Origin of the sequence: Streptantibioticus cattleyicolor NRRL 8057 = DSM 46488 (genome assembly GCF_000240165.1) — a bacterium.
GTDB lineage: Bacteria > Actinomycetota > Actinomycetes > Streptomycetales > Streptomycetaceae > Streptantibioticus > Streptantibioticus cattleyicolor.
This window is the reverse complement of the sequence record NC_017586.1, coordinates 4,478,140-4,502,452: the sequence shown is the minus strand read 5'-3', so window position 1 is coordinate 4,502,452 and position 24,313 is coordinate 4,478,140. Positions and strand designations below refer to the sequence as shown.

The following is a 24,313-nucleotide window of genomic DNA, read 5'->3' as shown; positions in this document are numbered from 1 at the left end:
GCGCTCAGCAGTCGCGCAACTCGGGCGACTGGTTGAGCAGTTGGGCTCTTACCGAGGTGAACCGGGTGTACGCCGGGTCGGCGGACCCCTCCGGCGGGAAGACCGCGACCCGGTGGCAGTTCTGGAAGGCGAGACGTACCCCGAAGTGCCGTTGGAGTGCGCCGCGTATGGCGTCGCTGGCCAGCGCGCGCAACAGCTGACCCCGCTCGCGCTCGCTCGGCGGCGGCACCTGGTTGTCGGCGAACTCCCCGCCGTCGACCTTGAGTTGGGCCACCAACGAGCTGATCATCTCCCATGCGTACGGCAGGGAGGTCCGGACGCAGTCGACGAATTCCGCTTCGTCGACCTCGCCTCGCTCGGCCTGTTCGAGGAGGGCCGGTGAGACGTCGAGCGACATGGGTACTCCTCTCGCGACCCCGCGATGCCGGCGGGGCCTGACGGATTTCGGAGGGAAGCCGCTGATTGATCTCCCGCAGCGCGGAATCCCAGCTACCCACGGTAGGGGGATCGGTACGGGGGCACCAGAAGCTTGCGCGTACAACCGGCCAACCCCGTGCGCCCGAGTTGCGCCCTATGCGGCGGGCCGGCGCCGCCCCCGCGCGGTGGCGTCCGGCCCGTTGCCCGGCGGCCGGGGCGGCCGGGGTACGAGGGCGCTTCGCGCATCCGGTCCCGGTTCGAGTAGCGTTGCCGACCGTGCGTCTCGTCATTGCTCGTTGCTCCGTCGACTACGCAGGCCGGCTCACCGCCCACCTGCCCTCGGCTCCGCGACTCCTCCTGATCAAGGCCGACGGCAGTGTGTCGATCCACGCGGACGACCGCGCCTACAAACCCCTCAACTGGATGTCGCCGCCCTGCACCCTCAAGGAGGGCGACGGCTCCTGGACCGTCACCAACAAGGCCGGTGAGCAGCTGATCATCACCATCGAGGAGATCCTGCACGACTCCTCGCACGAACTGGGCGTCGACCCGGGGCTGATCAAGGACGGGGTCGAGGCCCACCTCCAGGAACTCCTCGCCGACCGCATCGAGACCCTGGGCGAGGGGTGGACGCTGATTCGGCGCGAATACCCCACGGCCATCGGCCCGGTCGACATCCTGTGCCGGGACGCCGACGGCGCCACCGTCGCGGTGGAGATCAAGCGGCGCGGCGAGATCGACGGTGTGGAACAGCTCACCCGCTACCTGGAGCTGCTCAACCGCGATCCGCGCCTGGCACCGGTGACCGGGGTCTTCGCCGCCCAGGAGATCAAGCCGCAGGCCCGGGTGCTCGCCACCGACCGCGGCATCCGCTGCCAGGTCCTCGACTACGACGGGCTGCGCGGCATCCAGGACGACAAGCTCCGGCTGTTCTGAACGCCCGCTCCGGCACACCGAAGGCCCCGGCTCCCCGCCGGGGCCTTCCGCGTGCGGTCAGTGCGCCGGGCTGGAGGAGGGCGGCGGCGGCTCGCTGGCGGTGACCGTCGGCTTGGCCGGGGTGGACGCCGAGGCGCTGTGGCTCGTCGAGGGGTCCGGCTGGCCGGCCGGGGCGCTCGATCCGGTGCCGCTGGAGGCCGAGCCGCTGCCGGTCGAGGAGCTCTGCCCGGCGGAGCCGCCGTTCCCGCCGGGGGTGCCGGTGCCGTCGGTGCTCCCGGTGCCGTCGGTGCTGCCGCCGCCGGACCAGGTGCCGCTGGGGCCCGGGGTCGGGCCGCCGGAGGTCGCCGGGGCGGTGCCGGTGGGGCCGGTGGTGGTGGCGTGGCCGGTGCGGTGCCGCGGTACGTCTCCGGCCTGGCCGGCCGGCGGGACGACGGGGGCGCCGCCGCCGTCGGCCGGGTCGGTGGCGGCGGCGGTCGGCGCCACGTCCGCCGGGGTCTGCTGCGCGGTGGTGCCGCCGGAGGTGAGGCCGAGGGTGACCACGGTGCCGATGGCGCCGGCCAGCACGACCCCGGCGCAGGCGGCCACCAGGTTGCGCCGGGACCGCAGCAGCGCGCTCATCCGCCCCCGGTCACCGGCGGGCGCCGGGCGCGCGGGGAGCGCGGTGGTGCTCACGTCCGGCGGGAAGACCGGCGCCGGGACAACGGGCCGGGGCGCGGCGGGCGTCACGGAGACGGGCGGCACCGGCACCGTGGCGGTCGTCTCGACGGCGGCCGGACGGGGCTGGGTACGCAGCTCCCGGGCGCGGTCGGCGACCAGGGCCAGGGTGCGGCGGCCCACGATGGTGCCCTGCCGGTCGGCGAGCACCCCGCGCATCCCGATGGACGCCTCCAGCTCCGTGCGGGCCCGGTCCAGGTTGCCGGTGCACAGCGCCAGGACGCCCAGTTCGTGGTGGAAGTACGCCTCCTCGCCGACCTCCCCGGCCATCCGGGCGGACTCCTGGCCGGTGCGCAGGCAGCGTTCCCACGCGCTCCAGTCGAGCGCCGCGGCGAAGGCGGGCGCGGCGGAACGGGCCAGCAGCACGGCGACGCTGGGGTGGCCGCCGTCCCGGCAGGCGGCCATGGCGGCGAGCACCGCGTCGGCCTCGGCGGCGACCCGCTCGGCGGTCACCGAGGGGTGCCCGGCCCACCAGGTGTAGTGCTGGGCGGCGGTACGGGCCCGGGACCGGGCGCCGGGACGCTGGTCGCCGAGGCACCGCGACACCCCGTCGGCGAGCCGGAGTTGGCCGCCCGACGCGGTGGCCAGCCCGGCGGCCAGCAGCTCGGCGGCGGCCCCCTCGGCGTGCGCGTCACCGATCAGGGCGGGCAGATGCGCCTGGTCGGGGCATTCCCCGCCGAGCGCGAGGGCGTACCGCAGGGCCTGCCGGGCCTCAGGGCCGAGGCAGGCGGCGAGCACCGGGACGAGGGCGTCGCCGAAGGCCGCCGTGGGCAGCGCGGGCGGCCCGCCCGGGGCGGCCGGGGCGAACGGGTCGCGGCCGGTGGCCGGGTCCTCGGCGGTGAACGGATCGTCCTCGTCCGCCGCCGGGGCGGGGGCGACGCGGCCGACGAGGGTGTCCCGATGCCGCAGCACCGCGGCGGCCTGCACGAAACGCAGCGGCAGCCCCTCGGAGTCCGCCCACCGGTCGGCGGCCCAGGCGCTCTCCTCCTCGGTGAGCGGGCGGCGCACGGCGTGTTCGAGGAGTTCCAGGCAGGCCGCCCGCGGCAGCCCGGCCAGGGCCACCTCGGTCAGCGCCGAGTCGGCGGCGGGCGCCGGGGCCTGCGGGTCGGCGGCGACCAGGAAGGCGCATTCGGGGGCGTGGTCGAGGAACTCCTCCAGCGCCGCGCCGCCGAACTCGACGTCGTCCAGGACGACCACGGCGCCGATCCGGCCGACGGCGCGGGCGAGTTGGTCCCGCTCCGGACGGTGGCCGTCGGCGTGGTGGACGGCCGCGTACAGGTCGTGCAGCAGGTCGGCGGGGGCGCGGTGGCGGCCGTGCAGGCGGACGACCCCGTCCGGGGCGAGGTCGGCGCAGCGTTCGGCGACCGCGTCCAGCAGCCGGGTGCGGCCGGCCCCGCGGGCCCCGGTCAGGCGCACCGAACGGCCCTGGGAGAGCAGCCGGACGAGCCGGTCGGTCTCCTCCTCCCGGGCGAGCAGCGGCGGTTGGGCCGTGGCCGGGGTGGCGGCGCGGTCGCGTTCGGCGCGTTCGGCGGGGGTGAGGCGGCGCGGTTCCGGGCGGCGGGCGGGCGGGCAGACGGTGATCTCGCTGCCGTCGACCGGGTTGACGGTCAGCAGGTAGGGGCCGGCCACGAGTTGGGTGACGCGGGTGGCGGACGACCCGGCTCCGGCGGCCGGGGTACGCGGTATCCGCTCGGTCGGATCCTGGGCGCCGGCCGTCTCCTCACTTCGCGGGGTACGGTCGGCGCGCCGGGGCAGCGGAGGGCGGGACGAGGGGTCGTCCTGCGGTCCGCGGTGGTGTGGATCCATCGTTTCCGTCCCAGGTGCGCAGGCGTACGGGGGTGCTGCGGAAGCCCGCGCGTCCGCCACGAGGGACTGGCCCGGCTCCCCGGCACGGCACGCCGCTCGGCGCGCCGGAACCCGAACCTTAATCCCCCGCGCGGTACCGCTGGCAAGCTGGGGTGGACGTGCCGCCCGGGATGTGCGCATCCGCCGGATGCGCGGGGCGGCGCCGGAGCGGCTCCGGTCAGGAGTGCGGGGCGGAGTCGGCGGCGAGCCCGGGTTCGATGGTGAGGATGCGGTGCAGCCGGGTGGCGATCAGCAGCCGCACCATCTGCGGCGGGACGCCGCGCAGGACGAGCCGCCGGTTGACCCGGCCGGCCCGGCGGTGGGCCCCCATGATCACACCGAGACCCGTGGCGTCCCACGAGTCGAGCTCGGTCAGGTCGAGCACCAGGTCGCCGCGGCCCGAGTCGACCGCGGTGTGCAGTGCCGTACGGGCGTCCGCCGCGCTCCGCACGTCGAGGCGGCCCCCGACGGTGAGCAGGGCGTGGTCGCCCCTGATGTGCATGCGCGCTCCCAAAATGGTGTGTTTCCCCGGTTGTCGTTGTGACGGTTGTTCCGTCCAGTCTCACCGCAACTGACGTTTCGTCGCACTGCGGAGTTGCCGTCCGTGAGCGAACCGATACCGAATTCACCCCGGCGGGTGAGGGGATTCGCCCGGTGGCAGGTATCCGGGTGGCCCCGGGCACCCGTTCGGTGCCGGGCCAGGCGACGGACGGGCGCGCCCCGGGCCGCCCGCCGGACGGGCCGGGGCGGCGCGGGTCCGGCGGGCGGGCGGTGGTCAGTAGCGGTAGAAGCCCTGACCGCTCTTGCGGCCGATGTCACCGGCGTCGACCATGCGGCGCATCAGCTCCGGCGGGGCGAACTTCTCGTCCTGCGACTCGGTGTAGATGTTGCCGGTGGCGTGCAGCAGGATGTCCACGCCGGTCAGGTCGGTGGTGGCCAGCGGGCCCATGGCGTGGCCGAAGCCGAGCTTGCAGGCGGTGTCGATGTCCTCGGCGGTGGCCACCCCGGACTCGTAGAGCTTGACCGCCTCGACCACCAGGGCGGAGATCAGCCGGGTGGTGACGAAGCCGGCCACGTCGCGGTTGACGACGATGCAGGTCTTGCCGACCGACTCGGCGAACTCCCGGGCGGCGGCGAGCGTGGCGTCGCTGGTCTTGTGGCCGCGCACCAGCTCGCACAGCTGCATCATCGGCACCGGGGAGAAGAAGTGGGTGCCCACCACGCGCTCCGGGCGCGCCGTGGCCGCGGCGATCTTGGTGATCGGGATGGCGGAGGTGTTGGAGACCAGGATCGCGTCGTCGCGCACCAGCTTGTCCAGCGCGGCGAAGATCTCCCGCTTGACCTCGATCTTCTCGAAGACCGCCTCCACCACGACGTCGGCGTCGGCCGCAGCGTCCAGGTCGGTGGTGGTGGTGATGCGCCCCAGCGCCGCCTCGGCGTCGGCGGCGGCGAGCTTGCCCTTGGCGACGAACTTCCCGTACGACGCCTCGATCCCGGCCCGGCCGCGGGCGAGCGCCTCGTCGGTGACGTCCCGCAGCACCACCTCGTAACCTGCCTGGGCCGACACCTGCGCGATACCGGAGCCCATCAGGCCGGCCCCGATCACGGCGAGCTTCTTCGCCACGACACACCCCATCCGTTCCGACGTCCTTGGCCGGACCTTAACGTCCGTTCACCACCCGGCGCAGCAGGAAGAGGCCGGGGTCACGGTGTGTTCTTCGCCGCATAACGGAGCAGACCGCCGCCGAGCAGGCCGTCAGCAGGGCGGACCGCCAAGGGAGTTGACCGCGCGCCGGGCGCCCGCGCGGCGTGTCCGGCGCGTCCCGGCGCCCGCACGACGCCCCCGGAGCGGTCGGCCGGCGGCCTCGCGGTCGCACTAGAGTCGGCGCATGGTCAACCTGACGCGCATCTACACCCGCACCGGGGACGACGGCACCACCGCCCTCGGCGACATGAGCCGCACCCCCAAGACCGACCCGCGGATCGCGGCGTACGCGGACGCCAACGAGGCCAACGCCGCGATCGGGGTGGCCATCGCCCTCGGCGAGCTGCCCGAGGCGATCGTCAAGGTCCTGGTCCGCGTCCAGAACGACCTGTTCGACGTGGGCGCCGACCTGGCGACCCCGGTGGTGGAGGACCCGAAGTTCCCGCCGCTGCGGGTGGAGCAGGGGTACATCGACAAGCTGGAGGCCGACTGCGACGCCTTCCTGGCCGGTCTGGAGAAGCTGCGCAGCTTCATCCTGCCCGGCGGCACCCCCGGCGCCGCCCTGCTCCACCAGGCGTGCACCGTGGTGCGCCGGGCCGAGCGCTCCACCTGGGCGGCGCTGGGCAGCCACGGCGAGACGATGAACCCGCTCACCGCCAAGTACCTCAACCGCCTCTCCGACCTGCTGTTCATCCTGGCCCGGTCGGCCAACCAGGAGCGCGGCGACGTGTTGTGGGTGCCCGGGGAGAACCGCTGAGCGGACCGGGTCAGCGGTCCGCCCGGGGCCGCTTGGGGAAGACGGTGTAACTCGCCGCGATCAGCAGGCTGATCCCGGCGACCGCGCCCATCCGCTGCTGCCACGCGGTCAGCGCCGCCGTCCGGGACGCGTCGCCCACCAGCATGACCGCCCCCTGGAGCAGCACCACGGAGACCGCCACGGCCACCAGGGTGCGGCCGAAGATCCGCCACTCGTGGGCCGCGCGCTCCCGCCCGTACTTCGGCGCGGCGGCCGGCGGCGGCCCGCCCATCACCCGGTGCCGGAACCGGGCGTCCGCCCAGCGGATCGTGGCGTGCCCGTACCCCACCGAGAAGCCGATGTAGGCCGCGGCCAGCCCGTGCCGCGTCCCGGCCGTGGTGCCCGACCGCAGATCGGCCACGGTGACCGCGAGCAGCACCACATCCACCAGCGGCACGCACGCCAGCACCACCGCGCCGGTCCGCGGCATCCGGGCCGGGTAGCGCAGCGCCAGCCCGGCCAGCAGCAGCACCCAGAACCCGATCTCGCACCCGGCCGTCACCGCGACGATCACCGCGCGTCCCCCTTTCCCTGTCGTTCCGGTTCCCTGTCGTTGCGGACGAGTCTGCGCCGGTGCTCCCCCGCCGCGCGTCGTCGCCGGTGGTGATCCGCGCTGCATCCTTCGATGTACGGCCGTGTCCGTCCCCCGGGTGAGGCGGGGCGCGGGCGGCTCTGCTGGGATGGGGTCATGCCCGTCCGCCCGCCGCCGCGCCCGCACCGTGGGGACGTGCTGCTGGCGGTGGTGGGGCTCGTCGCCGGGGTGCTGCTGTGGGCGCTGCGCGGGCAGGTCCACCTCGGCGGCCCGGTGCTGCGTCCGGCGTGGCTGGCGCTGCTGCCGCTGGCGGTGACGGCCGGCTGCGAGGCGCTGCGCCGGTCCGCCCCGGCGGTGGCGCTGGCCGTGGGCACCGGTGCCTTCGCCGCCGACTGCGTGATCGGTTCGGTGCTGGTCACGGTGTTGATGTTCACCGACCTGGGGTACGCGGCGGTGCTGTACGGCTCGCCCCGCACGGCCCGGGTCGTGCCGGCCGGCGCGGTGCTGGCCTCGGTGGCGGTCACGGTCGCGGTGGCCGCGGCCGGGCACGCCCCGGACGCGCTGCCCGCCGGGATCGGGGCGGCGCTGGTCACCGTGGTGCCGGCCTGGACCGGCCTGGTGGTACGGCAGCACCGGGACACCGCGGCGGCGGAACGGCTGCGGGCGGAACGGACGGCGCTGCTGGCCGAGCAGACCGCGCTCCTGGCGGAGTTGGACCGGCGGGACGCGGTGGCCGCCGAACGCGCCCGGATGGCCCGTGAGCTGCACGAGACGGTGGCCGGCCATCTGTCGGCGGCGGCCATCCACTCCACCGGCGCACTCGCCGTCGGCGGCGCCGAGGGCCCGGCGCTGGAGGCGCTGCGGGTGATCCGGGAGAACAGCGTGGCGGGGCTGGCGGAGATGCGGCGGCTGATCGCGCTGCTGCGTGATCCGGACGCCCCGGCCGAGGAGGCCGCCGCCCCCGCGCTCGACGCGCTGGACACGGTGCTCGACCGGGCCGCCCGGACCGGCTCCGGGGACGGACTGACGTTCACCCTGGACGACCGGCGGGGCCCGTGCCCGCTGCCCGCCCCGGTGGAACTGGCCGCCTACCGCATCGTCCAGGAGGGCGTGACCAACGCCCTCAAGCACGCCGCCCCGGGGCCGGTGCGGGTGGTGCTGCGCCGGCTGCCGCACGCCCTCGCGGTCACCGTGACCAGCCGGTACGCGGAGCGTCCCGGGCCACGGGCGCCCGGTTCCGGGGCAGGTCTGGTGGGGCTGCGGGAGCGGGTGGCGCTGTTGTCGGGGCGGTTCCGCGCCGGGGCGCGCGGCGACCGGTGGCGGGTGAGCGCGGTCCTTCCGGTGGCCGCCGGGGCGGAAGGGGACCAGGGGTGGGCGTGATCCGGGTGCTGGTGGCCGAGGACCAGTCGGCGGTACGGGCCGGGCTGGTGATGATCCTGCGGGCGGCGCCCGGCATCGAGGTGGCCGGTGAGGCGGCCGACGGCGAGCAGGCCGTCCGCCTCGCCCGCGAACTCCGTCCCGACGTGGTGCTCCTCGACATCCGGATGCCACGGCTGGACGGGGTGGCCGCCACCGGCCGCATCACCTCCGAGGGCCTGGCCGACGTGCTGGTGCTGACCACGTTCGACCTGGACGAGTACGTCTTCGGCGCGCTGCGGGCGGGTGCGGCGGGGTTCCTGCTCAAGGACACCGACGCCGCCGCGCTGGTGGAGGCGGTACGGCTGGTCGCGCGCGGCGAGGGCATGCTGGCCCCGGCCGTCACCCGCCGCCTGATCAGCGCCTACGCCGGGGCCCACACCGCCACCGAGGCGCAGTCCGCGCGCGTCGCACGCCTCACGCCCCGGGAGAAGGAGGTCATGGCGTGCGTCGGGGCCGGCCTGTCCAACGCCGGGATCGCCGCCCGGCTCGGCATGGCGGAGGCCACCACCAAGACCCACGTCAGCCGCATCCTCGCCAAGGTCGAGGTACGCGGCAGGGTTCAACTGGCCGTGCTGGCCAAGGAGTTGGGGATGCGAGCGGAATGATCCGCCGCGATCAAGCTACGTTCACCCTCCCCCAGACTTCGTCCGGGGGTGCCCCCTCCCAGCGGGGCCCCTCATTCAAGCGACATTGACCCGCTGGCCGGGGGGCGCCGCTTCCAGCCAGGCGAGGAAGCCGGTGAGCGCGTCCTCGCTCATCGCCAGCTCCAGCCGGTCGCCACGGTGGGCGCAGCTGAGCACCACCGCGTCGGACAGCAGCGCCAGCTCCTCCTCGCCCTGCGGCATCCGGCGCCGGATCACCTCGATGGCGGAGCGTTCCAGCACCTGGCGGGGGCGGGGGGCGTAGGAGAAGACGCGGAACCACTCGATGCGGTCACCGCTGTAACGGGCCACCCCGTAGACCCAGCCCTTGCCGGTCGGGGGTTCGGCGGCCTCGGGGGCCGAGCGCAGCGAACAGTCGAAGGTGCCGCCGGGACGCTGGATCAGCCGGCGGCGCAGCCCGAAGACGAAAAGGGCCACGACCACGAGGGCCACGGCCGTCCCGAGCACCTGCAAAGCGAGGACCATGCCTGCCGACCTCCTCGCTTCACGTCCGGGGTGCCCGGACCCGTTGGCTACTACCGGTTCTGCTAAGCCCGGGCCGCGGACCGCCCGGTCGGGCGCTCCGCGGCCACACGTTCGACGTGTCTCAGCGCGTGCCGGTGGCGGCCCGCAGCCGGACGTCGGCGCGCCGCTCGGCAGCGGCGTCCGCGTCGGACTTCGCACGCTCCAGCGCGCGCTCGGCACGCTCCACGTCGATCTCGTCGGCGAGCTCGCAGACCTCCGCCAGGAGGGAGAGCTTGTCCTCGGAGAACGAGATGAAGCCGCCGTGCACGGCCGCGACGACGGTGCCGCCGTCGGTCGTGCGGATGGTCACCGGGCCGGACTCCAGCACGCTGAGGAGCGGAGTGTGGCCCGGCATGATGCCTACGTCGCCCGACGCCGTGCGCGCGACGACGATCGTGGCTTCGCCGGACCAGACCTTGCGGTCGGCGGCGACCAGCTCGACGTGCAGCTCGGCCAAGATGGCTCCTCGGGTCTCCACCCACCGCTTCCGGCAGGTGTTGGGTCACAGGATAACGGGGCGCGGGAGGGGGGCGGGACCAGCCCGCCCCCCGTCATGCGCTGGATCGGCGTCCGGCGTCAGGAAACGCCGAGCTTCTTGGCGTTGGCCTTGAGGTCGTCCAGGCCACCGCACATGAAGAACGCCTGCTCCGGGAAGTGGTCGAACTCACCGTCGGCGATCGCGTTGAACGCGGCGATCGACTCGTCCAGCGGGACGTCCGAGCCGTCCACACCGGTGAACTGCTTCGCCGCGTGGGTGTTCTGCGACAGGAAGCGCTCGATGCGGCGGGCGCGCTGGACGGTGAGCTTGTCCTCCTCGCTCAGCTCGTCCATACCGAGGATGGCGATGATGTCCTGGAGGTCCTTGTACTTCTGCAGGATGCTCTTGACGCGCATGGCGCAGTCGTAGTGGTCCTGCGCGATGTAGCGCGGGTCCAGGATCCGGGAGGTGGAGTCCAGCGGGTCCACCGCCGGGTAGATGCCCTTCTCCGAGATCGGCCGGGAGAGCACCGTGGTGGCGTCCAGGTGGGCGAAGGTGGTCGCCGGGGCCGGGTCGGTCAGGTCGTCCGCCGGGACGTAGATCGCCTGCATCGAGGTGATCGAGTGACCACGGGTGGAGGTGATGCGCTCCTGGAGCTGACCCATCTCGTCCGCCAGGTTCGGCTGGTAACCCACCGCGGAGGGCATCCGGCCCAGCAGGGTGGAGACCTCGGAACCGGCCTGGGTGAAGCGGAAGATGTTGTCGATGAAGAACAGCACGTCCTGCTTCTGCACATCGCGGAAGTACTCCGCCATGGTCAGACCGGCCAGCGCGACCCGAAGCCGGGTGCCCGGGGGCTCGTCCATCTGACCGAAGACCAGCGCGGTCTTGTCGAGGACGCCGGACTCCTCCATCTCCTGGATCAGGTCGTTGCCCTCACGGGTGCGCTCACCGACGCCCGCGAAGACCGACACACCCGAGTGGAGCTTGGCCACTCGCATGATCATTTCCTGGATGAGGACGGTCTTGCCGACGCCCGCGCCGCCGAACAGACCGATCTTGCCGCCCTTGACGTACGGGGTCAGCAGGTCGACGACCTTCAGGCCGGTCTCGAACATCTCGGTCTTCGACTCGAGCTGGTCGAAGGCCGGGGCCTTGCGGTGGATCGCCCAGCGCTCGGTGACCTCGGAGGCCGCCTCCGGCTCGTTGAGGATCTCACCGAGGGTGTTGAACACCCGGCCCTTGGTGACATCGCCCACCGGCACGGTGATGCCGGCGCCGGTGTTGGTCACCTCGGCCTGGCGGACCAGACCGTCGGTGGGCTGCATGGAGATGGCCCGGACCCGGCCCTCGCCGAGGTGCTGGGCGACCTCCAGGGTCAGGGTGCGCTTCTGCCCGGCGTTGGCCGGGTCGGCGACCTCGACGTGCAGCGCGTTGTAGATCTCCGGCATCGCGTCGACGGGGAACTCCACGTCGACGACCGGGCCGATAACCTGCGCGACCCGGCCGGTGGCCTGGCCGGCCGCGGCGGTCGGCTCAACAGTGGTGGTCATAGTTGTCAGTCACTCCCCGCGGTCGCGTCGGCCAGAGCGGCAGCGCCGCCGACGATCTCGCTGATTTCCTGGGTGATGTCGGCCTGGCGGGCCGCGTTGGCAAGCCGCGTCAGCGACTTGATGAGCTCCTCGGCGTTGTCGGTCGCCGACTTCATCGCCCGGCGGGTGGCCGCGTGCTTGGAGGCGGCGGCCTGGAGCAGGGCGTTGTAGACCCGGCTCTCGACGTACCGCGGCAGCAGCGCGTCCAGCACGCCCTCGGCCGACGGCTCGAACTCGAAGAGCGGCAGCAGCTTGTCGCTCTTCTCGACCGAGTCGGTGGCCTCCTTCAGGCTGAGCGGCAGCAGCCGGGCCTCGACCGGGACCTGGGTCATCATCGACTGGAACTCGGTGTAGACGATGTGCAGTTCGTCCACGCCGCCTTCCTCGGTCGCCTTGATGACGGTCTCGATCAGCGGGTCGGCGATCGCCTTGGCGTCGGCGTACGTCGGGCTCTCGGTGAAGCCGGTCCACGACTGGGCCACGTCACGGCCGCGGAAGTTGTAGTACGCCACGCCCTTGCGGCCGACGACGTACGGCAGGACTTCCTTGCCCTCGGCGACGAGCCGCGCGGTGAGCTCCTCGGCCTTCTTGATCACGTTGGCCGAGTAGCCGCCGGCGAGCCCGCGGTCGCTGGTGACCAGCAGCACCGCGGCCCGGGTCGGCCGTTCGGCCTCGGTGGTCAGCGGGTGCCGGTCGTTGGACCCCTTGGCCACCGCGGCCACCGCGCGGGTCAGCTCGGTGGCGTACGGCGTCGAGGCCGCCACCGCGCGCTGCGCCTTGACGACGCGCGCGGCGGCGATCATCTCCATCGCCCGGGTGATCTTCTTGGTCGCGGAGACGGACTTGATGCGGCGCTTGTAAACCCGGAGTTGGGCGCCCATGCTCAGCCCTCACCCAGCAGCTTGCCGTCGGACGTCTCGAACTGCTTCTTGAAGGTCTCGACGGCCTCGTCGAGGGCCTGGATGGTGTCGTCGGACATCTTCCCGCCCTCCAGGATGCCGGTGAGCAGGGACTTGCGCTCGCGGCGCAGGTAGTCCAGGAGCTCACGCTCGAAGCGGCGGATGTCCTCGACGGGGACCTCGTCCATCTTGCCGTTGGTGCCGGCCCAGATGGAGACGACCTGCTCCTCGACCGGGAACGGCGCGTACTGGCCCTGCTTGAGCAGTTCGACCATGCGCTGACCACGGGCGAGCTGCGCCTTGGAGGCGGCGTCCAGGTCGGAACCGAAGGCGGCGAACGCCTCCAGCTCGCGGTACTGGGCCAGGTCGACGCGGAGCCGGCCGGAGACCTGGCGCATCGCCTTGTGCTGGGCCGAGCCGCCGACGCGGGAGACCGAGATACCGACGTTCACCGCCGGGCGCTGGCCCGCGTTGAACAGGTCGGACTCCAGGAAGCACTGGCCGTCGGTGATGGAGATGACGTTGGTCGGGATGAACGCCGAGACGTCGTTGGCCTTGGTCTCCACGATCGGCAGACCGGTCATGGAGCCGGCGCCCATGTCGTCGGAGAGCTTGGCGCAGCGCTCCAGCAGACGCGAGTGCAGGTAGAAGACGTCACCCGGGTACGCCTCACGGCCCGGCGGGCGGCGCAGCAGCAGCGACACCGCGCGGTAGGCGTCGGCCTGCTTGGACAGGTCGTCGAAGACGATCAGGACGTGCTTGCCCTGGTACATCCAGTGCTGGCCGATGGCGGAACCGGTGTACGGCGCGAGGAACTTGAAGCCGGCCGGGTCGGACGCCGGGGCGGCGACGATGGTGGTGTACTCCATCGCGCCGGCCTCCTCCAGCGCACCGCGGACGCCCGCGATGGTGGAGCCCTTCTGGCCGATGGCCACGTAGATGCAGCGCACCTGCTTGGCCGGGTCGCCGGAGCGCCAGTTGTCGCGCTGGTTGATGATCGTGTCGATCGCCAGGGCGGTCTTGCCGGTCTGCCGGTCGCCGATGATCAGCTGGCGCTGGCCGCGGCCGATCGGGGTCATCGAGTCGACGGCCTTCAGGCCGGTCTGCATCGGCTCGTGGACCGACTTGCGCTGCATGACCGTGGGCGCCTGGAGCTCCAGGGCGCGGCGGCCCTCGGTCTCGATCTCGCCCTTGCCGTCGATCGGGTTGCCCAGCGGGTCGACGACGCGGCCGAGGTAGCCCTCACCGACCGGCACCGACAGCACCTCGCCGGTGCGACGGACCGACTGACCTTCCTCGATGCCGCTGAACTCACCGAGGACGACGGCGCCGATCTCCCGCTCCTCGAGGTTGAGGGCGAGACCCAGCGTCCCGTCCTCGAACTTCAGCAGCTCGTTCGCCATGGCCGAGGGCAGCCCCTCGACCTTCGCGATGCCGTCGCCGGCAACGCTGACCGTACCGACCTCCTCGCGCGAGGCCGCGTCCGGCTTGTACGACTGGACGAAGTTCTCCAGTGCGTCCCGGATCTCCTCCGGCCGGATCGTGAGCTCCGCCATCTGGGTTCCCTGCTCTCCTTGTTGGGCCCGAAATCTCTTGGGGGTCTGGGGGTCGCCCCCAGAAGGCTCTGTCGGCCCAACCCGGGCCGCTTCAGTGCTTTTTAGGTTGGTGTCGGGGCCGGCTCAGCCGGCCAGCCGCCGGCTCGCCTCGGACAGGCGGCTGGCGACGGTGCCGTCGATGACCTCGTCGCCGACCCGCACGCTGATCCCGCCGAGGACCTCGGGGTCCACGTCCAGGTTCAGGTGCACCTGGCGGCCGTACAGCTTGGCCAGGACGCCGCCGAGACGCTGCTTCTGCTCGTCGGACAGGGGCACGGCGGTACGGACCACCGCGACCATCCGGCCACGGCGGGCCGCCGCCAGCTTGGAGAGGGCGTCGAGCCCCGCTTCCAGGCTACGGCCCCGCGGGTGGGTCACAAGACGCGCAACCAGCCGAACGGTCACCGGGTCGGCCTTGCCGCCCAGCAGCCGCCGGACCAGCTCGCCCTTGGCCTCGCCGCTCGCCGCCCGGTCGGACAGCGCGGCGCGCAGCTCGGTGGAGCCGGCGATGATCCGCGCGGTGCGGAACAGCTCGTCCTCCACGTCGTCCAGCGCGCCGGAGCGCTCGGCCGCGATCAGGTCGGCCAGGGAGGCCAGTTCCTCCACCGCGTCGACCAGGTCGCGCGCCACGGACCACCGCGAGCGGACCATGCCGGAGACCAGCTCGACCGTCTCGCCGCCGACCTGCCCGGCCAGCAGCCGCTGGACGAGCCCGGCCTTGGCCTCGCCCGGCTGCGCCGGGTCGGTCAGCGTCCGGCGCAGCGGGATCTCGCGGTCCAACAGCGCCGTGACGGCGGCCAGGTCCTCGGCGAGGCCGGCCGCGTCGACGGCGGTGTTGTCGGTCAGCGCGTCCAGCCGCTCCCGCGCGGCGGCCAGCGCCCCGCGGCTCGCGCCGGTCATCGGGCCGCCTCGGCCTGCGCGGCCTTGCCGTCGAGGTCCGCCAGGAACCGGTCGATGACACGGCTCTGCCGGGCGTGGTCCTCCAGGGACTCGCCGACGAGCTTGGCGGCCAGGTCGGTGGCGAGCCGGCCGACGTCCTGCCGGAGCGCCTCGGCGGCCTGCTTGCGGTCGGCCTCGATCTGCGCGTGGCCGGCGGCGATGATCTCCTCGCGCTGACGCTGCCCCTCGGCACGCATCTCCGCGATGAGGGCAGCGCCCTGCTCCTGCGCCTCCTGACGCAGCCGGGCGGCCTCGTGCCGGGCCTCGGCGAGCTGCGCGCGGTACTGCTCCAGGGTCGCCTGCGCCTCGGCCTGGGCGGCCTCGGCCTTCTCGATGCCGCCCTCGATGGCCTCGCGGCGCTCGTCCAGAACCTTGTTGATGTTCGGGAGGAGCTTCTTGGCGAGGAACGCGAAGACGATGAAGAAGGCGATCAGGCCGACGATGAGCTCTACCGGCGGCGGGACGAGCGGGTTCTCGCCGCTGTCCGCTGCCAGCTGGACCAGGGCAGTCACATCAGTGCCTTTCGTCGAAAAGGGCTGTCAGCAAGCGGAAATCACTTGCCGTACACGAACGGCATGACGATGCCGATCAGGGCCAGCGCCTCGCAGAACGCGAAGCCGAGGATCTGGTTGGCGCGGATCAGGCCGGCCGCCTCGGGCTGACGGGCCAGCGCCTGAGTGCCGTTACCGAAGATGATGCCGACGCCGACGCCCGGGCCGATGGCGGCGAGGCCGTAGCCGAGGGAGCTGAGCGAGCCGTGGATGTCGACAGCGGCGAGGTTCGCGAGAGCGGACATGCGCTTTCTTCCTTCTTCTGCACGGACCGGTGGGGGTTGGCCACCGGACGAATGGTGGGTCGTGAGGAGCCGGGGGCTCAGTGGTGCTTGGCGAGCGCGCCCTGGATGTAGGTCGCGGTCAACAGCACGAAGACGTACGCCTGGACGGCCTGGATGAACATCTCGAAGGCGGTCAGCAGGATGGTCATGATGAACGAGACGCCCGCGTAGGCGATGCCGATCCCGTTGAACAGGTACCAGCTCGCGATGGTGAACATCAGCAGGAGCAGGTGGCCCGCGAACATGTTGGCGAAGAGCCGGACCGCGTGGGTGAATGGCCGCACCAGGACGTTGGAGAAGAACTCCAGCACCACGACGAGCGGCAGGATGCCGCCGAGCGACTTGTCGTAACCGGTGAGGTTCTTCAGACCGCCGACGAACCCGTTCTTCTTGAACGTCAGCGTCATCCACGTGATGTAGACGACCGCGGCGAGCCCCGCCGGGAAGGCGATGATCGACGTCACCGGGAACTGGGCGACCGGGATGATCGACCACAGGTTCATGATCCAGACGAAGAAGAAGAGCGAGACGATCAGCGGAACGTACTTCTCGCCCTCCTTCTTGCCGAGGGTCTCGTAGACGACGCCGCGGCGTACGAAGTCGTAGCCCGCCTCACCGATCATCTGCAGCTTGCCCGGCACCAGTTTGGGCTTGTTGAAGGCCGCCCAGAAGAACCCGACCACGATGATCGTGGACAGCAGCGCGAGGAGCATCGGCTTGTTGAAGTGGAAGCTGCCAATGCTGAAGATCGGCTTGAAGACGAAGTTCTGAAGGCCGGGGGCGGGGAAGCCACACCCACTGAAAAGGTGGCAGCTGGTCTCGGAGGCGAGCATGTGGTCAGCACTCACCGCGAGCTCCTTCAACGTGGCGCATGGGTACGGCAACCTCGATGTGTCGGCGCGGCACACAGCCGCGGAACGGCACTGGACTGGTCTTGCGGATGGGAGGGCGGTCGGTCGGCGGGGGGCCGGATGACCTGGCGGGCCTCAGCGGCATGGGCTGCCGGTCCCGTCCCGTCGCCCGCCTGGAGGGGGTGGAACGGGGGAGCTCAGCCGCCTGCGCCCGCTGTGCCGCAGTTGGCACGGGACGATAGCAGGACGTGGAGTGGACCTTTATCCCGCCCCTACTCGTCATGATGACGAATTCGCGGGTGCGGGCTTTTTCGGCCCGTTACCCGGCGCCGGGTCCGGCTCGACGTAGAGGATCTTGGCCTTCATGTGGTCCCGGCCCTGGGCCGCGATCCACGTCAACGACGCCGCGAGCACCGTGAAGGCGAACGCCTTGAGGTTGAACAGCGTCGTGTGTTTGAAGAGCGCGAGGACGATCGCGAGCAGCAGCAACTGGCAGACGTAGAGCATCAGTCCCATCGCCTGGAACAGCTGCGGCAGGGATTTCGCGGTCCGTTGCAGCACCACCAGGCCCAGTCCCATGAAGCCGATGGCCACCGCGGTGGCGACCGCCGCGCCGATCGCGCCCTTGCCGCCGGCGAACACACCGCTGACGACGACGGCCACCACGCCGACGGCGGCGGTGGGCACGGCGCAATGGAGCAGGGTTCGGACGTCGTTGGACATGGGGCGGCTCCGGCTGGAGTCGGGGGCGGGGTGCTGGGTGAGCGTACCGCCGGACGGCGGGCACACTGCCGACCGGAAGACCGTCTCACTCGGGTCTTTCGGCGCTGTCCCTGGTCTCGTGAACGGTATCACAAACTATTTGATGAGGTCTTTACCTACTTCATGTGCTCACTGTCACACTACCGGGTCACAGATGAGCGCGTCACGTTGACGGGAAGACCCTGGGCGCCTATGTCCCCTTTCGAGGGGTTTCGAAGCGGGCACGGAGGGCAGGACGCGGTCAGCGGGCGCCGCTGACCTGTCGCCGGTCGGGCAGCCGGGAGCGGTCGCCGATGGCGGTGGCGCCGTGGAGTCCGGCCACCGCGGCCGGGTTCTCCTTCAGCGCCGCCTGCACCGCGGCCTCGGCCTCCGCCTCCAGCCGCGGGTCGACCTCGGTGCCGGATCCGGCACCCTCCTCCCGGGCGGCGGCCCGCGCGGCCCGCCGGGCGCTGTGCCGGTAACGCGGCGGCACGAACGACTCCGCCCAGGCCGGCACCCTCGGCCGGAACCGCGGCAGCAGCAGCACCACCAGTCCGACCGCGCTCAACGCCACCACCACCAGCAGAATCCACAGGCTGGAGGAGCGCGCCGAGAAGGCCACCGTGCCGAAGGCGATCAGCGCCGACCAGAAGTACATGATCAGCACCGCCCGGCTGTGCGAGTGGCCGATCTCCAGCAGCCGGTGGTGCAGGTGACCGCGGTCGGCGGCGAACGGCGACTGGCCGTTCCAGGTGCGCCGCACGATCGCCAGCACCAGGTCGGCCATGGGGATCGCGATCAGCGTCAGCGGCAGCAGCAGCGGGATGTACACCGGCACCATCGCGTGCACCGCGTCACGCACCGAACCGGTGCTGTTGGTGATGATCGCCGGGTCCACCTGACCGGTGACGGAGATCGCCGAGGCCGCCATCACCAGCCCGATCAGCATCGAGCCGGAGTCGCCCATGAAGATCCGGGCGGGGTGGATGTTGTGCGGCAGGAACCCCAGGCACATCCCGATCAGCACGGCGCTGAACAGGGTCGCGGGGGCGGCGTTCTCCATCCCGTACCCGAACCACATCCGGTACGCGTACATGAAGAACGCGATGGCGGCGATGCACACCATGCCGGAGGCGAGGCCGTCCAGGCCGTCGACGAAGTTGACCGCGTTGATGGTGATCACCACCAGCGCCACGGTGAGCAGGGTGGACTGCATCGGGCTGAGCGAGACCGCGCCGATGCCCGGCACCGGCAGCCACAGGATGGTGAGCCCCTGCATCACCATCACGCCGGCCGCGATCATCTGGCCGCCCAGCTTGATCAGGGCGTCCACGCCCCACTTGTCGTCGAGGACGCCCAGCAGCCAGATCAACCCGGCGCCGGACAGCAGTGCGCGCGGCTCGTTGGAGAGCTTGAAGACGTCGCTGAGGTTGTCCAGCCGGGAGGCGACCAGCAGCCCGGCGCACAACCCGCCGAACATGGCGATCCCGCCCAGCCGGGGCGTCGGCTCCCGGTGCACGTCACGGGCCCGGATCTCCGGCATGGCGCCCGCGGCGATGGCGAACTTCCGCACCGGCCCGGTCAGCAGATAGGTGACGGCCGCTGCGACGCACAGGGTCAGCAGGTATTCGCGCACAGCGTCACACCTTATTCGCCTCCGAGGGGGGAGTGTGAATGAAGGGAAAGACACACAGGATGCGCGTTCGGTTGCAGCAAACCCTTCACATCTCCCGGAACGGGGGAACTTCGTCCCGGTACGGGGGGAAACCGGCGACCAGTTCGGCCACCTCGCCGCCCGCCGAGGCGTCCCCGCGCAGCGCCCGGCCGAGCAGGTCGCCGATCCGGGCCATCTCGGGCTCCCGCATGCCCTGGGTGGTCACCGCGGCGGTGCCCAGCCGGATCCCGGAGCAGTCCCGCGGGGCCGGCGCGTCCTTGGGCAGCGGGCACTTGTCGAGCACGATCCGGGCCGCCGCGCACCGGCCCCGGGCGGCCGGACCGCCGACGCCGAGCGGGGTGACGTCGGCGGTGATCAGGTGGGTGTCGGTGCCGCCGGTCTGCGGCGGGGCGCCCTGCGCGGCGAGGGCGGCGGCGAGCGCCCGGGCGTTGGCCACCACCTGGCGGGCGTAGCCGCGGAACGCCGGGGTGGCCGCCTCCCCCAGCGCCACCGCGGTCGCCGCGATGGTGTGCATCTGGGGGCCGCCCTGGGTGAACGGGAAGACCGCCCGGTCGATGCGGCGGGCGAGCCGCCGGCCGCACAGCACCAGTCCGCCGCGCGGCCCGCGCAGCGTCTTGTGGGTGGTGGCGCAGACCACGTCCGCGTACGGCACCGGGCTGGGCGCCGCGCCGCCGGCCACCAGGCCCAGGGTGTGGGCGGCGTCCACGATCAGGTAGGCGTCCACCTCGTCGGCGATCTCCCGGAAGGCGGCGTAGTCGATGTGGCGGGGGTAGGCGATGGCGCCGGCCACGATCGCCTTGGGGCGCCGGTTGCGGGCGAGTTCGCGGACCTCGTCGTAGTCGATCAGCCCGGTGTCCTCGCGCACCCCGTAGCCGGCGAAGTCGAACCAGCGGCCGGAGAAGTTGGCCGGGCTGCCGTGCGTCAGGTGGCCGCCGTGCGGCAGCGCCATGGCCAGCACGGTGTCACCGGGCACCAGAAGGGCCGCGTACGCCGCCAGGACGGCCGCGGAGCCGGAGTACGGCTGGACGTTCGCGTGCTCGGCCCCGAAGAGCGCACAGGCCCGTTCAACGGCCAACCGCTCGGCCATGTCGACCAGTTCGCAGCCGCCGTGGTGGCGCTGGCCCGGGTAGCCCTCGGCGTACTTGTTGGCCAGCGGGGAGCCGAGGGCGGCCAGCACGGCGGGCGAGGCGAAGTTCTCCGCGGCCACCAGTTGCAGCCGGCTGGTCTGGCGTTCGTACTCGGCCAGCAGCACGCCGGCCAGCTCGGGGTCCTGGCGGCGCAGCGCCTCGGCGCCGGCGGTCCAGGGCGTCGCCCGGGTGCTCGCGTGTGGGCTTGTTCCGGCAACCGTCATGGCGCCCGCTCCAGCGTCTTGGGGACCCTGGGGTCCACTGTAGGCGCGCCGGGCGCCGGGCGCGCCGCGGACAGCGCGCCGGTTACGCCGTCAGTGGCGCGCGGGGACGCCGGTGAGCGCGGTCACCACCGGGTCCAGGGCGCTGTGGATCTCGGCGCCGATGTGCCGGAAGACGGTGACCGGGCCGCCGTACGGGTCGTAGACCTCGTCGGCCTCCGCGCTGGGCGCCTGGAGCCAGCCGCGCAGCGCGGCGGCGGCCCGCACCAGCGCGCGGGCCCGTTCCACCACGCCGCCCTCGGGCAGCGTCGCCGGGTCGATGGCCCGCACCAGCCGGGTGAACTCCTTGAGCGTGAAGGTGCGCAGGCCCGCCGCGTGGCCCATGGAGATCACCTGGGCGCGGTGGTCACGGGTGGCGGTGAGCACCAGGTCGGCCTCGATGACGTGTTCGTCGAGGAGTTCCCGGCCGTAGAAGCCGTCCGGGTCGGCGCCGTACTCGGTGAGCACGGTGGCGGCGTGGGCCTCCATGGGCGCCCCGACGTGGCCCCAGGTGCCGGCGCTGGCCAGGGCGATCCGGTCGGCGCCGGCGCCGAGCCTGCGGTCGAGCTCCAGCCGGGTGAGCCGTTCGGCGATCGGCGAACGGCACACACTGCCGGTACAGACGTACAGGACGCGGAACCGGTCTGCCTCCGCTGCCGTCTCCGCGTCCGGTATGCCCCACTCGGCGGGGCTGGTCAATTCCTCTCCTCAAGGTCCGGTACGACGGTGCGCAGCTCCTCGGCGCTGATCGCGCCGGCCCGCAGCAGCACCGGGACCTTGCCGGTCACGTCCACGATGGACGAGGGCACCGCGGCCGGGGTGGGGCCGCCGTCGAGATAGACCGAGACGGCGTCGCCGAGCATCCGCTGGGCGGCGTCGCAGTCCTGCGGGGACGGGTGGCCGGTGAGGTTGGCGCTGGAGACCGCCATCGGGCCGGTCTCGGTGAGCAGTTCGATGGCCACCGGGTGCAGCGGCATGCGGACGGCCACCGTGCCGCGGGTGTCGCCCAGGTCCCACTGGAGCGACGGCTGGTGGCGGGCGACCAGGGTGAGCGCGCCGGGCCAGAAGGCGTCGACCAGTTCCCACGCCTGCTCGGAGAAGTCGGTGACCAGGCCGTGCAGGGTGTTGGGCGAGCCGATGAGCACCGGCGAGGGCATGTTGCGACCGCGGCCCTTGGCCGTCAGCAGGCCGCCGACCGCCTCGGTGCTGAAGGCGTCGGCGCCGACGCCGTACACCGTGTCGGTGGGCAGCACGACGAGCTCGCCGCGGCGGACCGCGGATGCGGCCTCGCGCAGTCCGGTGGCGCGGTCGGACGCCTCGGAGCAGTCGTAACGCCGTGCCATCTATCCAACCTCCGTGGGTACAGCTTGCGGTGTCGTCCGGCCCGCGCCCCCGGTCACGGCAGCGCCTTCCGCGCGGTGGTGAACCTGGGCCTGTTGTTGAGGTCCCGGTGGTCGGCGGCGTCGGCCCAGCCGGTCTCCTCGTTGAAGATCCACGGCACCTGGCCGCCCTGGGTGTCGGCGTGCTCGACGACCACCAGGCCGCCGGGGCGCAGCAGCCGGTGGGCGGTGCGTTCGATGCCGCGGATGGTGTCGAGGCCGTCCTCGCCGGAGAAGAGGGCGAGCTGCGGGTCGTGGTCGCGGGCCTCGGGGGCCACGTACTCCCACTCGGTGAGCGGGATGTAGGGCGGGTTGCTCACCACCAGGTCGACCTGGCCGTTGAGCTCCGGCAGCGCGGTGAGCGCGTCGCCCTGGTGCAGGACGACCCGGCTGCCCTCGACGTTCTGCCGGGTCCAGTGCAGCGCGCCCTCGTCCAGCTCGACGGCGTGCACCCGGGAGCGGGGCACCTCCTGGGCGAGGGCGAGCGCGATCGCCCCGGAGCCGGTGCACAGGTCGACGATGAGCGGTTCGGCGACGTCCATCGCGCGCACCGCGTCTATCGCCCAGCCGACCACCGACTCGGTCTCCGGGCGCGGTACGAAGACGCCGGGGCCGACCTTCAGCTCCAGGAAGCGGAAGAACGCGCGGCCGGTGATGTGCTGGAGCGGCTCGCGGTTCTCCCGGCGGGCCACCGCCTCCCAGTAGCGCGCGTCGAAGTCGGCGTCGGCGACGGTGTGCAGCTCACCGCGCTTGACCCCGTGCACGTAGGCGGCGAGTTCCTCGGCGTCGAAACGGGGGGAGGGCACACCGGCGTCCGCCAGCCGCCGGGTGGCCTGTGCCACTTCGGCGAGCAGCAGCGATCGCGGGTTCGCGGGACGTTCCCCGGGGGACGGCTGCACTCCACTCTCCTACGGTCTTACTGGGCCGCGGCGAGCTTGGCCGCGGAGTCGGCGTCGACGCACGCCTGGATGACCGCGTCGAGGTCTCCGTCAAGCACCTGGTCCAAGTTGTACGCCTTGAAGCCGACCCGGTGGTCCGAGATGCGGTTCTCGGGGAAGTTGTAGGTCCGGATGCGTTCCGACCGGTCCACCGTACGCACCTGGCTGCGGCGGGCGTCGGACGCCTCGCGCTCGGCCTCCTCCTGCGCGGCGGCCAGCAGCCGGGAGCGCAGGATGCGCATCGCCTGCTCCTTGTTCTGCAGCTGGCTCTTCTCGTTCTGGCAGGAGACCACGATGCCGGTGGGCAGGTGGGTGATGCGCACCGCGGAGTCGGTGGTGTTGACCGACTGGCCGCCGGGGCCGGAGGAGCGGTAGACGTCGATCCGCAGGTCGTTCGTGTTGATCTCGACCTCGACCTCCTCGGCCTCGGGGGTGACGAGCACGCCCGCGGCGGAGGTGTGGATGCGCCCCTGGGACTCGGTGGCGGGCACCCGCTGGACGCGGTGGACGCCGCCCTCGTACTTCAGCCTGGCCCACACGCCCTGGCCGGGCTCGACGGTGCCGCGGGCCTTCACGGCGACCTGCACGTCCTTGTAGCCGCCGAGGTCGGAGGCGTTGGCGTCGAGGATCTCGGTCTTCCAGCCGAGCCGTTCGGCGTACCGCAGGTACATCCGCAGCAGGTCGCCGGCGAAGAGCGCGGACTCCTCGCCGCCCTCGCCCGCCTTGACCTCCAGGATCACGTCCTTGTCGTCGCTGGGGTCGCGCGGGACCAGCAGCAGCCGCAGACGGTCGGTGAGTTCCTCGCGGCGGGCTTCGAGCTGCTTGACCTCGGCGGCGAAGTCGGGATCGTCCTGGGCGAGTTCGCGGCCGGTCTCGATGTCGTCGCCGGTCTGCTTCCACTCCCGGTAGGCGCCGACGATGGGGGTCAGCTCGGCGTAACGCTTGTTGAGCCGGCGTGCCTCGCCCTGGTCGGCGTGGACCGCCGGGTCGGCAAGCCGCTTCTCGAGGTCGGCGTGTTCGCCGATGAGTTCCTCGACCGCCTCGAACATCTTCGGTTCCCTCGGTACGTGACGGGACTGCTGGGCCGGACGACAAACGCCGGTCCGGCCGCTCCCGTGCGGGAGCGGCCGAGGACCGGCGTGACGGCCGCTACTTCTTGGCGGAACCGGCGTTCTTGCCGAAGCGGGCCTCGAAGCGGGCGACGCGACCGCCGGTGTCGAGGATCTTCTGCTTGCCGGTGTAGAAGGGGTGGCAGGCCGAGCACACGTCGGCACGGATCGCGCCGTCGGTCTTGGTGCTGCGGGTGGTGAACGAGGCACCGCAGGTGCAGGTGACCTGGGTCTCGACGTACTCGGGGTGGATCTCGCGCTTCAAGGGTTCTCCTAGGTTCGGGAGGGCACCGGGTCGACCGAGCGGGATTGCCGGACGTGAACCGGGGCCGACGGACCAGTTTGCCAGGACCGGCCGTACTGTC

At 72.4% G+C, this 24,313-nt stretch carries 26 protein-coding genes; 4 read left to right on the top strand and 22 right to left on the bottom strand.

Annotated elements, in window-relative coordinates:
* Positions 1-4: 4 nt before the first annotated feature.
* The gene (locus tag SCATT_RS19875; protein ID WP_014144919.1) at positions 5-397 is read right to left on the bottom strand and encodes an SCO5389 family protein; all 393 of its coding nucleotides are present in this window, start codon (positions 395-397) and stop codon (positions 5-7) included.
* 296 nt (positions 398-693) lie between these two features.
* Here SCATT_RS19875 and nucS point away from each other — a divergent pair, with 296 nt between their 5' ends.
* Positions 694-1,353 (top strand): endonuclease NucS, encoded by a 660-nt coding sequence (gene nucS / locus SCATT_RS19870; RefSeq protein WP_014144918.1) that lies wholly within the window; start codon positions 694-696, stop codon positions 1,351-1,353.
* A 57-nt stretch (positions 1,354-1,410) separates the two neighbouring features.
* Here nucS and SCATT_RS19865 read toward each other — a convergent pair whose 3' ends face one another.
* The 3 genes from SCATT_RS19865 to SCATT_RS19855 form a co-directional block, all read right to left on the bottom strand.
* On the bottom strand, positions 1,411-3,873 hold the full coding sequence (locus tag SCATT_RS19865; protein ID WP_014144917.1) for a P-loop NTPase family protein: 2,463 nt from the start codon (positions 3,871-3,873) through the stop codon (positions 1,411-1,413).
* A 217-nt stretch (positions 3,874-4,090) separates the two neighbouring features.
* On the bottom strand, positions 4,091-4,414 hold the full coding sequence (locus SCATT_RS19860) for an STAS domain-containing protein (RefSeq protein ID WP_014144916.1): 324 nt from the start codon (positions 4,412-4,414) through the stop codon (positions 4,091-4,093).
* A gap of 273 nt (positions 4,415-4,687) precedes the next feature.
* Complete coding sequence (locus SCATT_RS19855; protein ID WP_014144915.1) at positions 4,688-5,536, bottom strand: 3-hydroxyacyl-CoA dehydrogenase family protein; 849 nt, start codon at positions 5,534-5,536, stop codon at positions 4,688-4,690.
* Positions 5,537-5,801: 265 nt separating this feature from the next.
* On the opposite strand from SCATT_RS19855, the gene SCATT_RS19850 reads away from it, so the two are divergent.
* Entirely contained in the window at positions 5,802-6,374 is a 573-nt protein-coding gene (locus SCATT_RS19850) for a cob(I)yrinic acid a,c-diamide adenosyltransferase (protein ID WP_014144914.1), read from the top strand.
* Between the two features lie 10 nt (positions 6,375-6,384).
* Here the strand turns inward: SCATT_RS19850 and SCATT_RS19845 are convergent, their stop codons facing one another.
* Positions 6,385-6,927, bottom strand: a complete 543-nt coding sequence (locus tag SCATT_RS19845; protein ID WP_014144913.1) for a hypothetical protein — start codon at positions 6,925-6,927, stop codon at positions 6,385-6,387.
* A 174-nt stretch (positions 6,928-7,101) separates the two neighbouring features.
* On the opposite strand from SCATT_RS19845, the gene SCATT_RS19840 reads away from it, so the two are divergent.
* Together SCATT_RS19840 and SCATT_RS19835 are read left to right on the top strand one after the other, a co-directional pair.
* Complete coding sequence (locus SCATT_RS19840; protein WP_014144912.1) at positions 7,102-8,325, top strand: sensor histidine kinase; 1,224 nt, start codon at positions 7,102-7,104, stop codon at positions 8,323-8,325.
* Entirely contained in the window at positions 8,322-8,969 is a 648-nt protein-coding gene (locus SCATT_RS19835) for a response regulator (RefSeq protein ID WP_014144911.1), read from the top strand. The genes SCATT_RS19840 and SCATT_RS19835 overlap by 4 nt, the downstream gene beginning before the upstream one ends.
* A gap of 75 nt (positions 8,970-9,044) precedes the next feature.
* Here the strand turns inward: SCATT_RS19835 and SCATT_RS19830 are convergent, their stop codons facing one another.
* From SCATT_RS19830 to rpmE, 17 genes are all read right to left on the bottom strand, one after another.
* Positions 9,045-9,491, bottom strand: a complete 447-nt coding sequence (locus tag SCATT_RS19830) for a DUF2550 domain-containing protein (RefSeq protein WP_014144910.1) — start codon at positions 9,489-9,491, stop codon at positions 9,045-9,047.
* 121 nt (positions 9,492-9,612) lie between these two features.
* Positions 9,613-9,990, bottom strand: a complete 378-nt coding sequence (locus SCATT_RS19825; RefSeq protein WP_173405736.1) for a F0F1 ATP synthase subunit epsilon — start codon at positions 9,988-9,990, stop codon at positions 9,613-9,615.
* A 116-nt stretch (positions 9,991-10,106) separates the two neighbouring features.
* A complete protein-coding gene (gene atpD, locus SCATT_RS19820) occupies positions 10,107-11,561 on the bottom strand; it encodes a F0F1 ATP synthase subunit beta (protein WP_014144908.1) in 1,455 nt (484 codons plus the stop codon).
* Between the two features lie 5 nt (positions 11,562-11,566).
* Positions 11,567-12,481 carry a F0F1 ATP synthase subunit gamma gene (locus SCATT_RS19815; RefSeq protein ID WP_014144907.1) on the bottom strand — a complete coding sequence of 305 codons (915 nt, stop codon included), beginning with the start codon at positions 12,479-12,481 and terminating at the stop codon, positions 11,567-11,569.
* Between the two features lie 2 nt (positions 12,482-12,483).
* Positions 12,484-14,055: a F0F1 ATP synthase subunit alpha gene (atpA, locus tag SCATT_RS19810; protein WP_014144906.1), complete on the bottom strand. Its 1,572-nt coding sequence runs from the start codon at positions 14,053-14,055 to the stop codon at positions 12,484-12,486.
* A gap of 123 nt (positions 14,056-14,178) precedes the next feature.
* Positions 14,179-14,994: a F0F1 ATP synthase subunit delta gene (locus tag SCATT_RS19805; RefSeq protein ID WP_014144905.1), complete on the bottom strand. Its 816-nt coding sequence runs from the start codon at positions 14,992-14,994 to the stop codon at positions 14,179-14,181.
* The gene (locus SCATT_RS19800; protein WP_014144904.1) at positions 14,991-15,545 is read right to left on the bottom strand and encodes a F0F1 ATP synthase subunit B; all 555 of its coding nucleotides are present in this window, start codon (positions 15,543-15,545) and stop codon (positions 14,991-14,993) included. Before SCATT_RS19800 ends, SCATT_RS19805 begins: the two co-directional genes overlap by 4 nt.
* Before the next feature lie 41 nt (positions 15,546-15,586).
* Positions 15,587-15,829, bottom strand: coding sequence for an ATP synthase F0 subunit C (gene atpE / locus SCATT_RS19795; RefSeq protein WP_014144903.1), 243 nt, complete (start codon positions 15,827-15,829; stop codon positions 15,587-15,589).
* Positions 15,830-15,906: 77 nt separating this feature from the next.
* The gene (gene atpB, locus SCATT_RS19790) at positions 15,907-16,701 is read right to left on the bottom strand and encodes a F0F1 ATP synthase subunit A (protein WP_014144902.1); all 795 of its coding nucleotides are present in this window, start codon (positions 16,699-16,701) and stop codon (positions 15,907-15,909) included.
* A gap of 297 nt (positions 16,702-16,998) precedes the next feature.
* A complete protein-coding gene (locus SCATT_RS19785) occupies positions 16,999-17,442 on the bottom strand; it encodes a hypothetical protein (protein ID WP_014144901.1) in 444 nt (147 codons plus the stop codon).
* A gap of 280 nt (positions 17,443-17,722) precedes the next feature.
* Positions 17,723-19,096 (bottom strand): MraY family glycosyltransferase, encoded by a 1,374-nt coding sequence (locus SCATT_RS19780; protein ID WP_014144900.1) that lies wholly within the window; start codon positions 19,094-19,096, stop codon positions 17,723-17,725.
* An 85-nt stretch (positions 19,097-19,181) separates the two neighbouring features.
* Positions 19,182-20,486, bottom strand: a complete 1,305-nt coding sequence (locus tag SCATT_RS19775) for a serine hydroxymethyltransferase (protein WP_014144899.1) — start codon at positions 20,484-20,486, stop codon at positions 19,182-19,184.
* 90 nt (positions 20,487-20,576) lie between these two features.
* A complete protein-coding gene (locus SCATT_RS19770; RefSeq protein ID WP_014144898.1) occupies positions 20,577-21,221 on the bottom strand; it encodes an arsenate reductase/protein-tyrosine-phosphatase family protein in 645 nt (214 codons plus the stop codon).
* Positions 21,218-21,865 (bottom strand): L-threonylcarbamoyladenylate synthase, encoded by a 648-nt coding sequence (locus tag SCATT_RS19765; RefSeq protein WP_014144897.1) that lies wholly within the window; start codon positions 21,863-21,865, stop codon positions 21,218-21,220. Before SCATT_RS19765 ends, SCATT_RS19770 begins: the two co-directional genes overlap by 4 nt.
* A 53-nt stretch (positions 21,866-21,918) precedes the next feature.
* Positions 21,919-22,800 carry a peptide chain release factor N(5)-glutamine methyltransferase gene (prmC, locus tag SCATT_RS19760; protein ID WP_014144896.1) on the bottom strand — a complete coding sequence of 294 codons (882 nt, stop codon included), beginning with the start codon at positions 22,798-22,800 and terminating at the stop codon, positions 21,919-21,921.
* Positions 22,801-22,817: 17 nt separating this feature from the next.
* Complete coding sequence (prfA, locus tag SCATT_RS19755) at positions 22,818-23,888, bottom strand: peptide chain release factor 1 (RefSeq protein WP_014144895.1); 1,071 nt, start codon at positions 23,886-23,888, stop codon at positions 22,818-22,820.
* 100 nt (positions 23,889-23,988) lie between these two features.
* Complete coding sequence (rpmE, locus tag SCATT_RS19750; protein ID WP_014144894.1) at positions 23,989-24,213, bottom strand: 50S ribosomal protein L31; 225 nt, start codon at positions 24,211-24,213, stop codon at positions 23,989-23,991.
* Positions 24,214-24,313 lie beyond the last annotated feature (100 nt).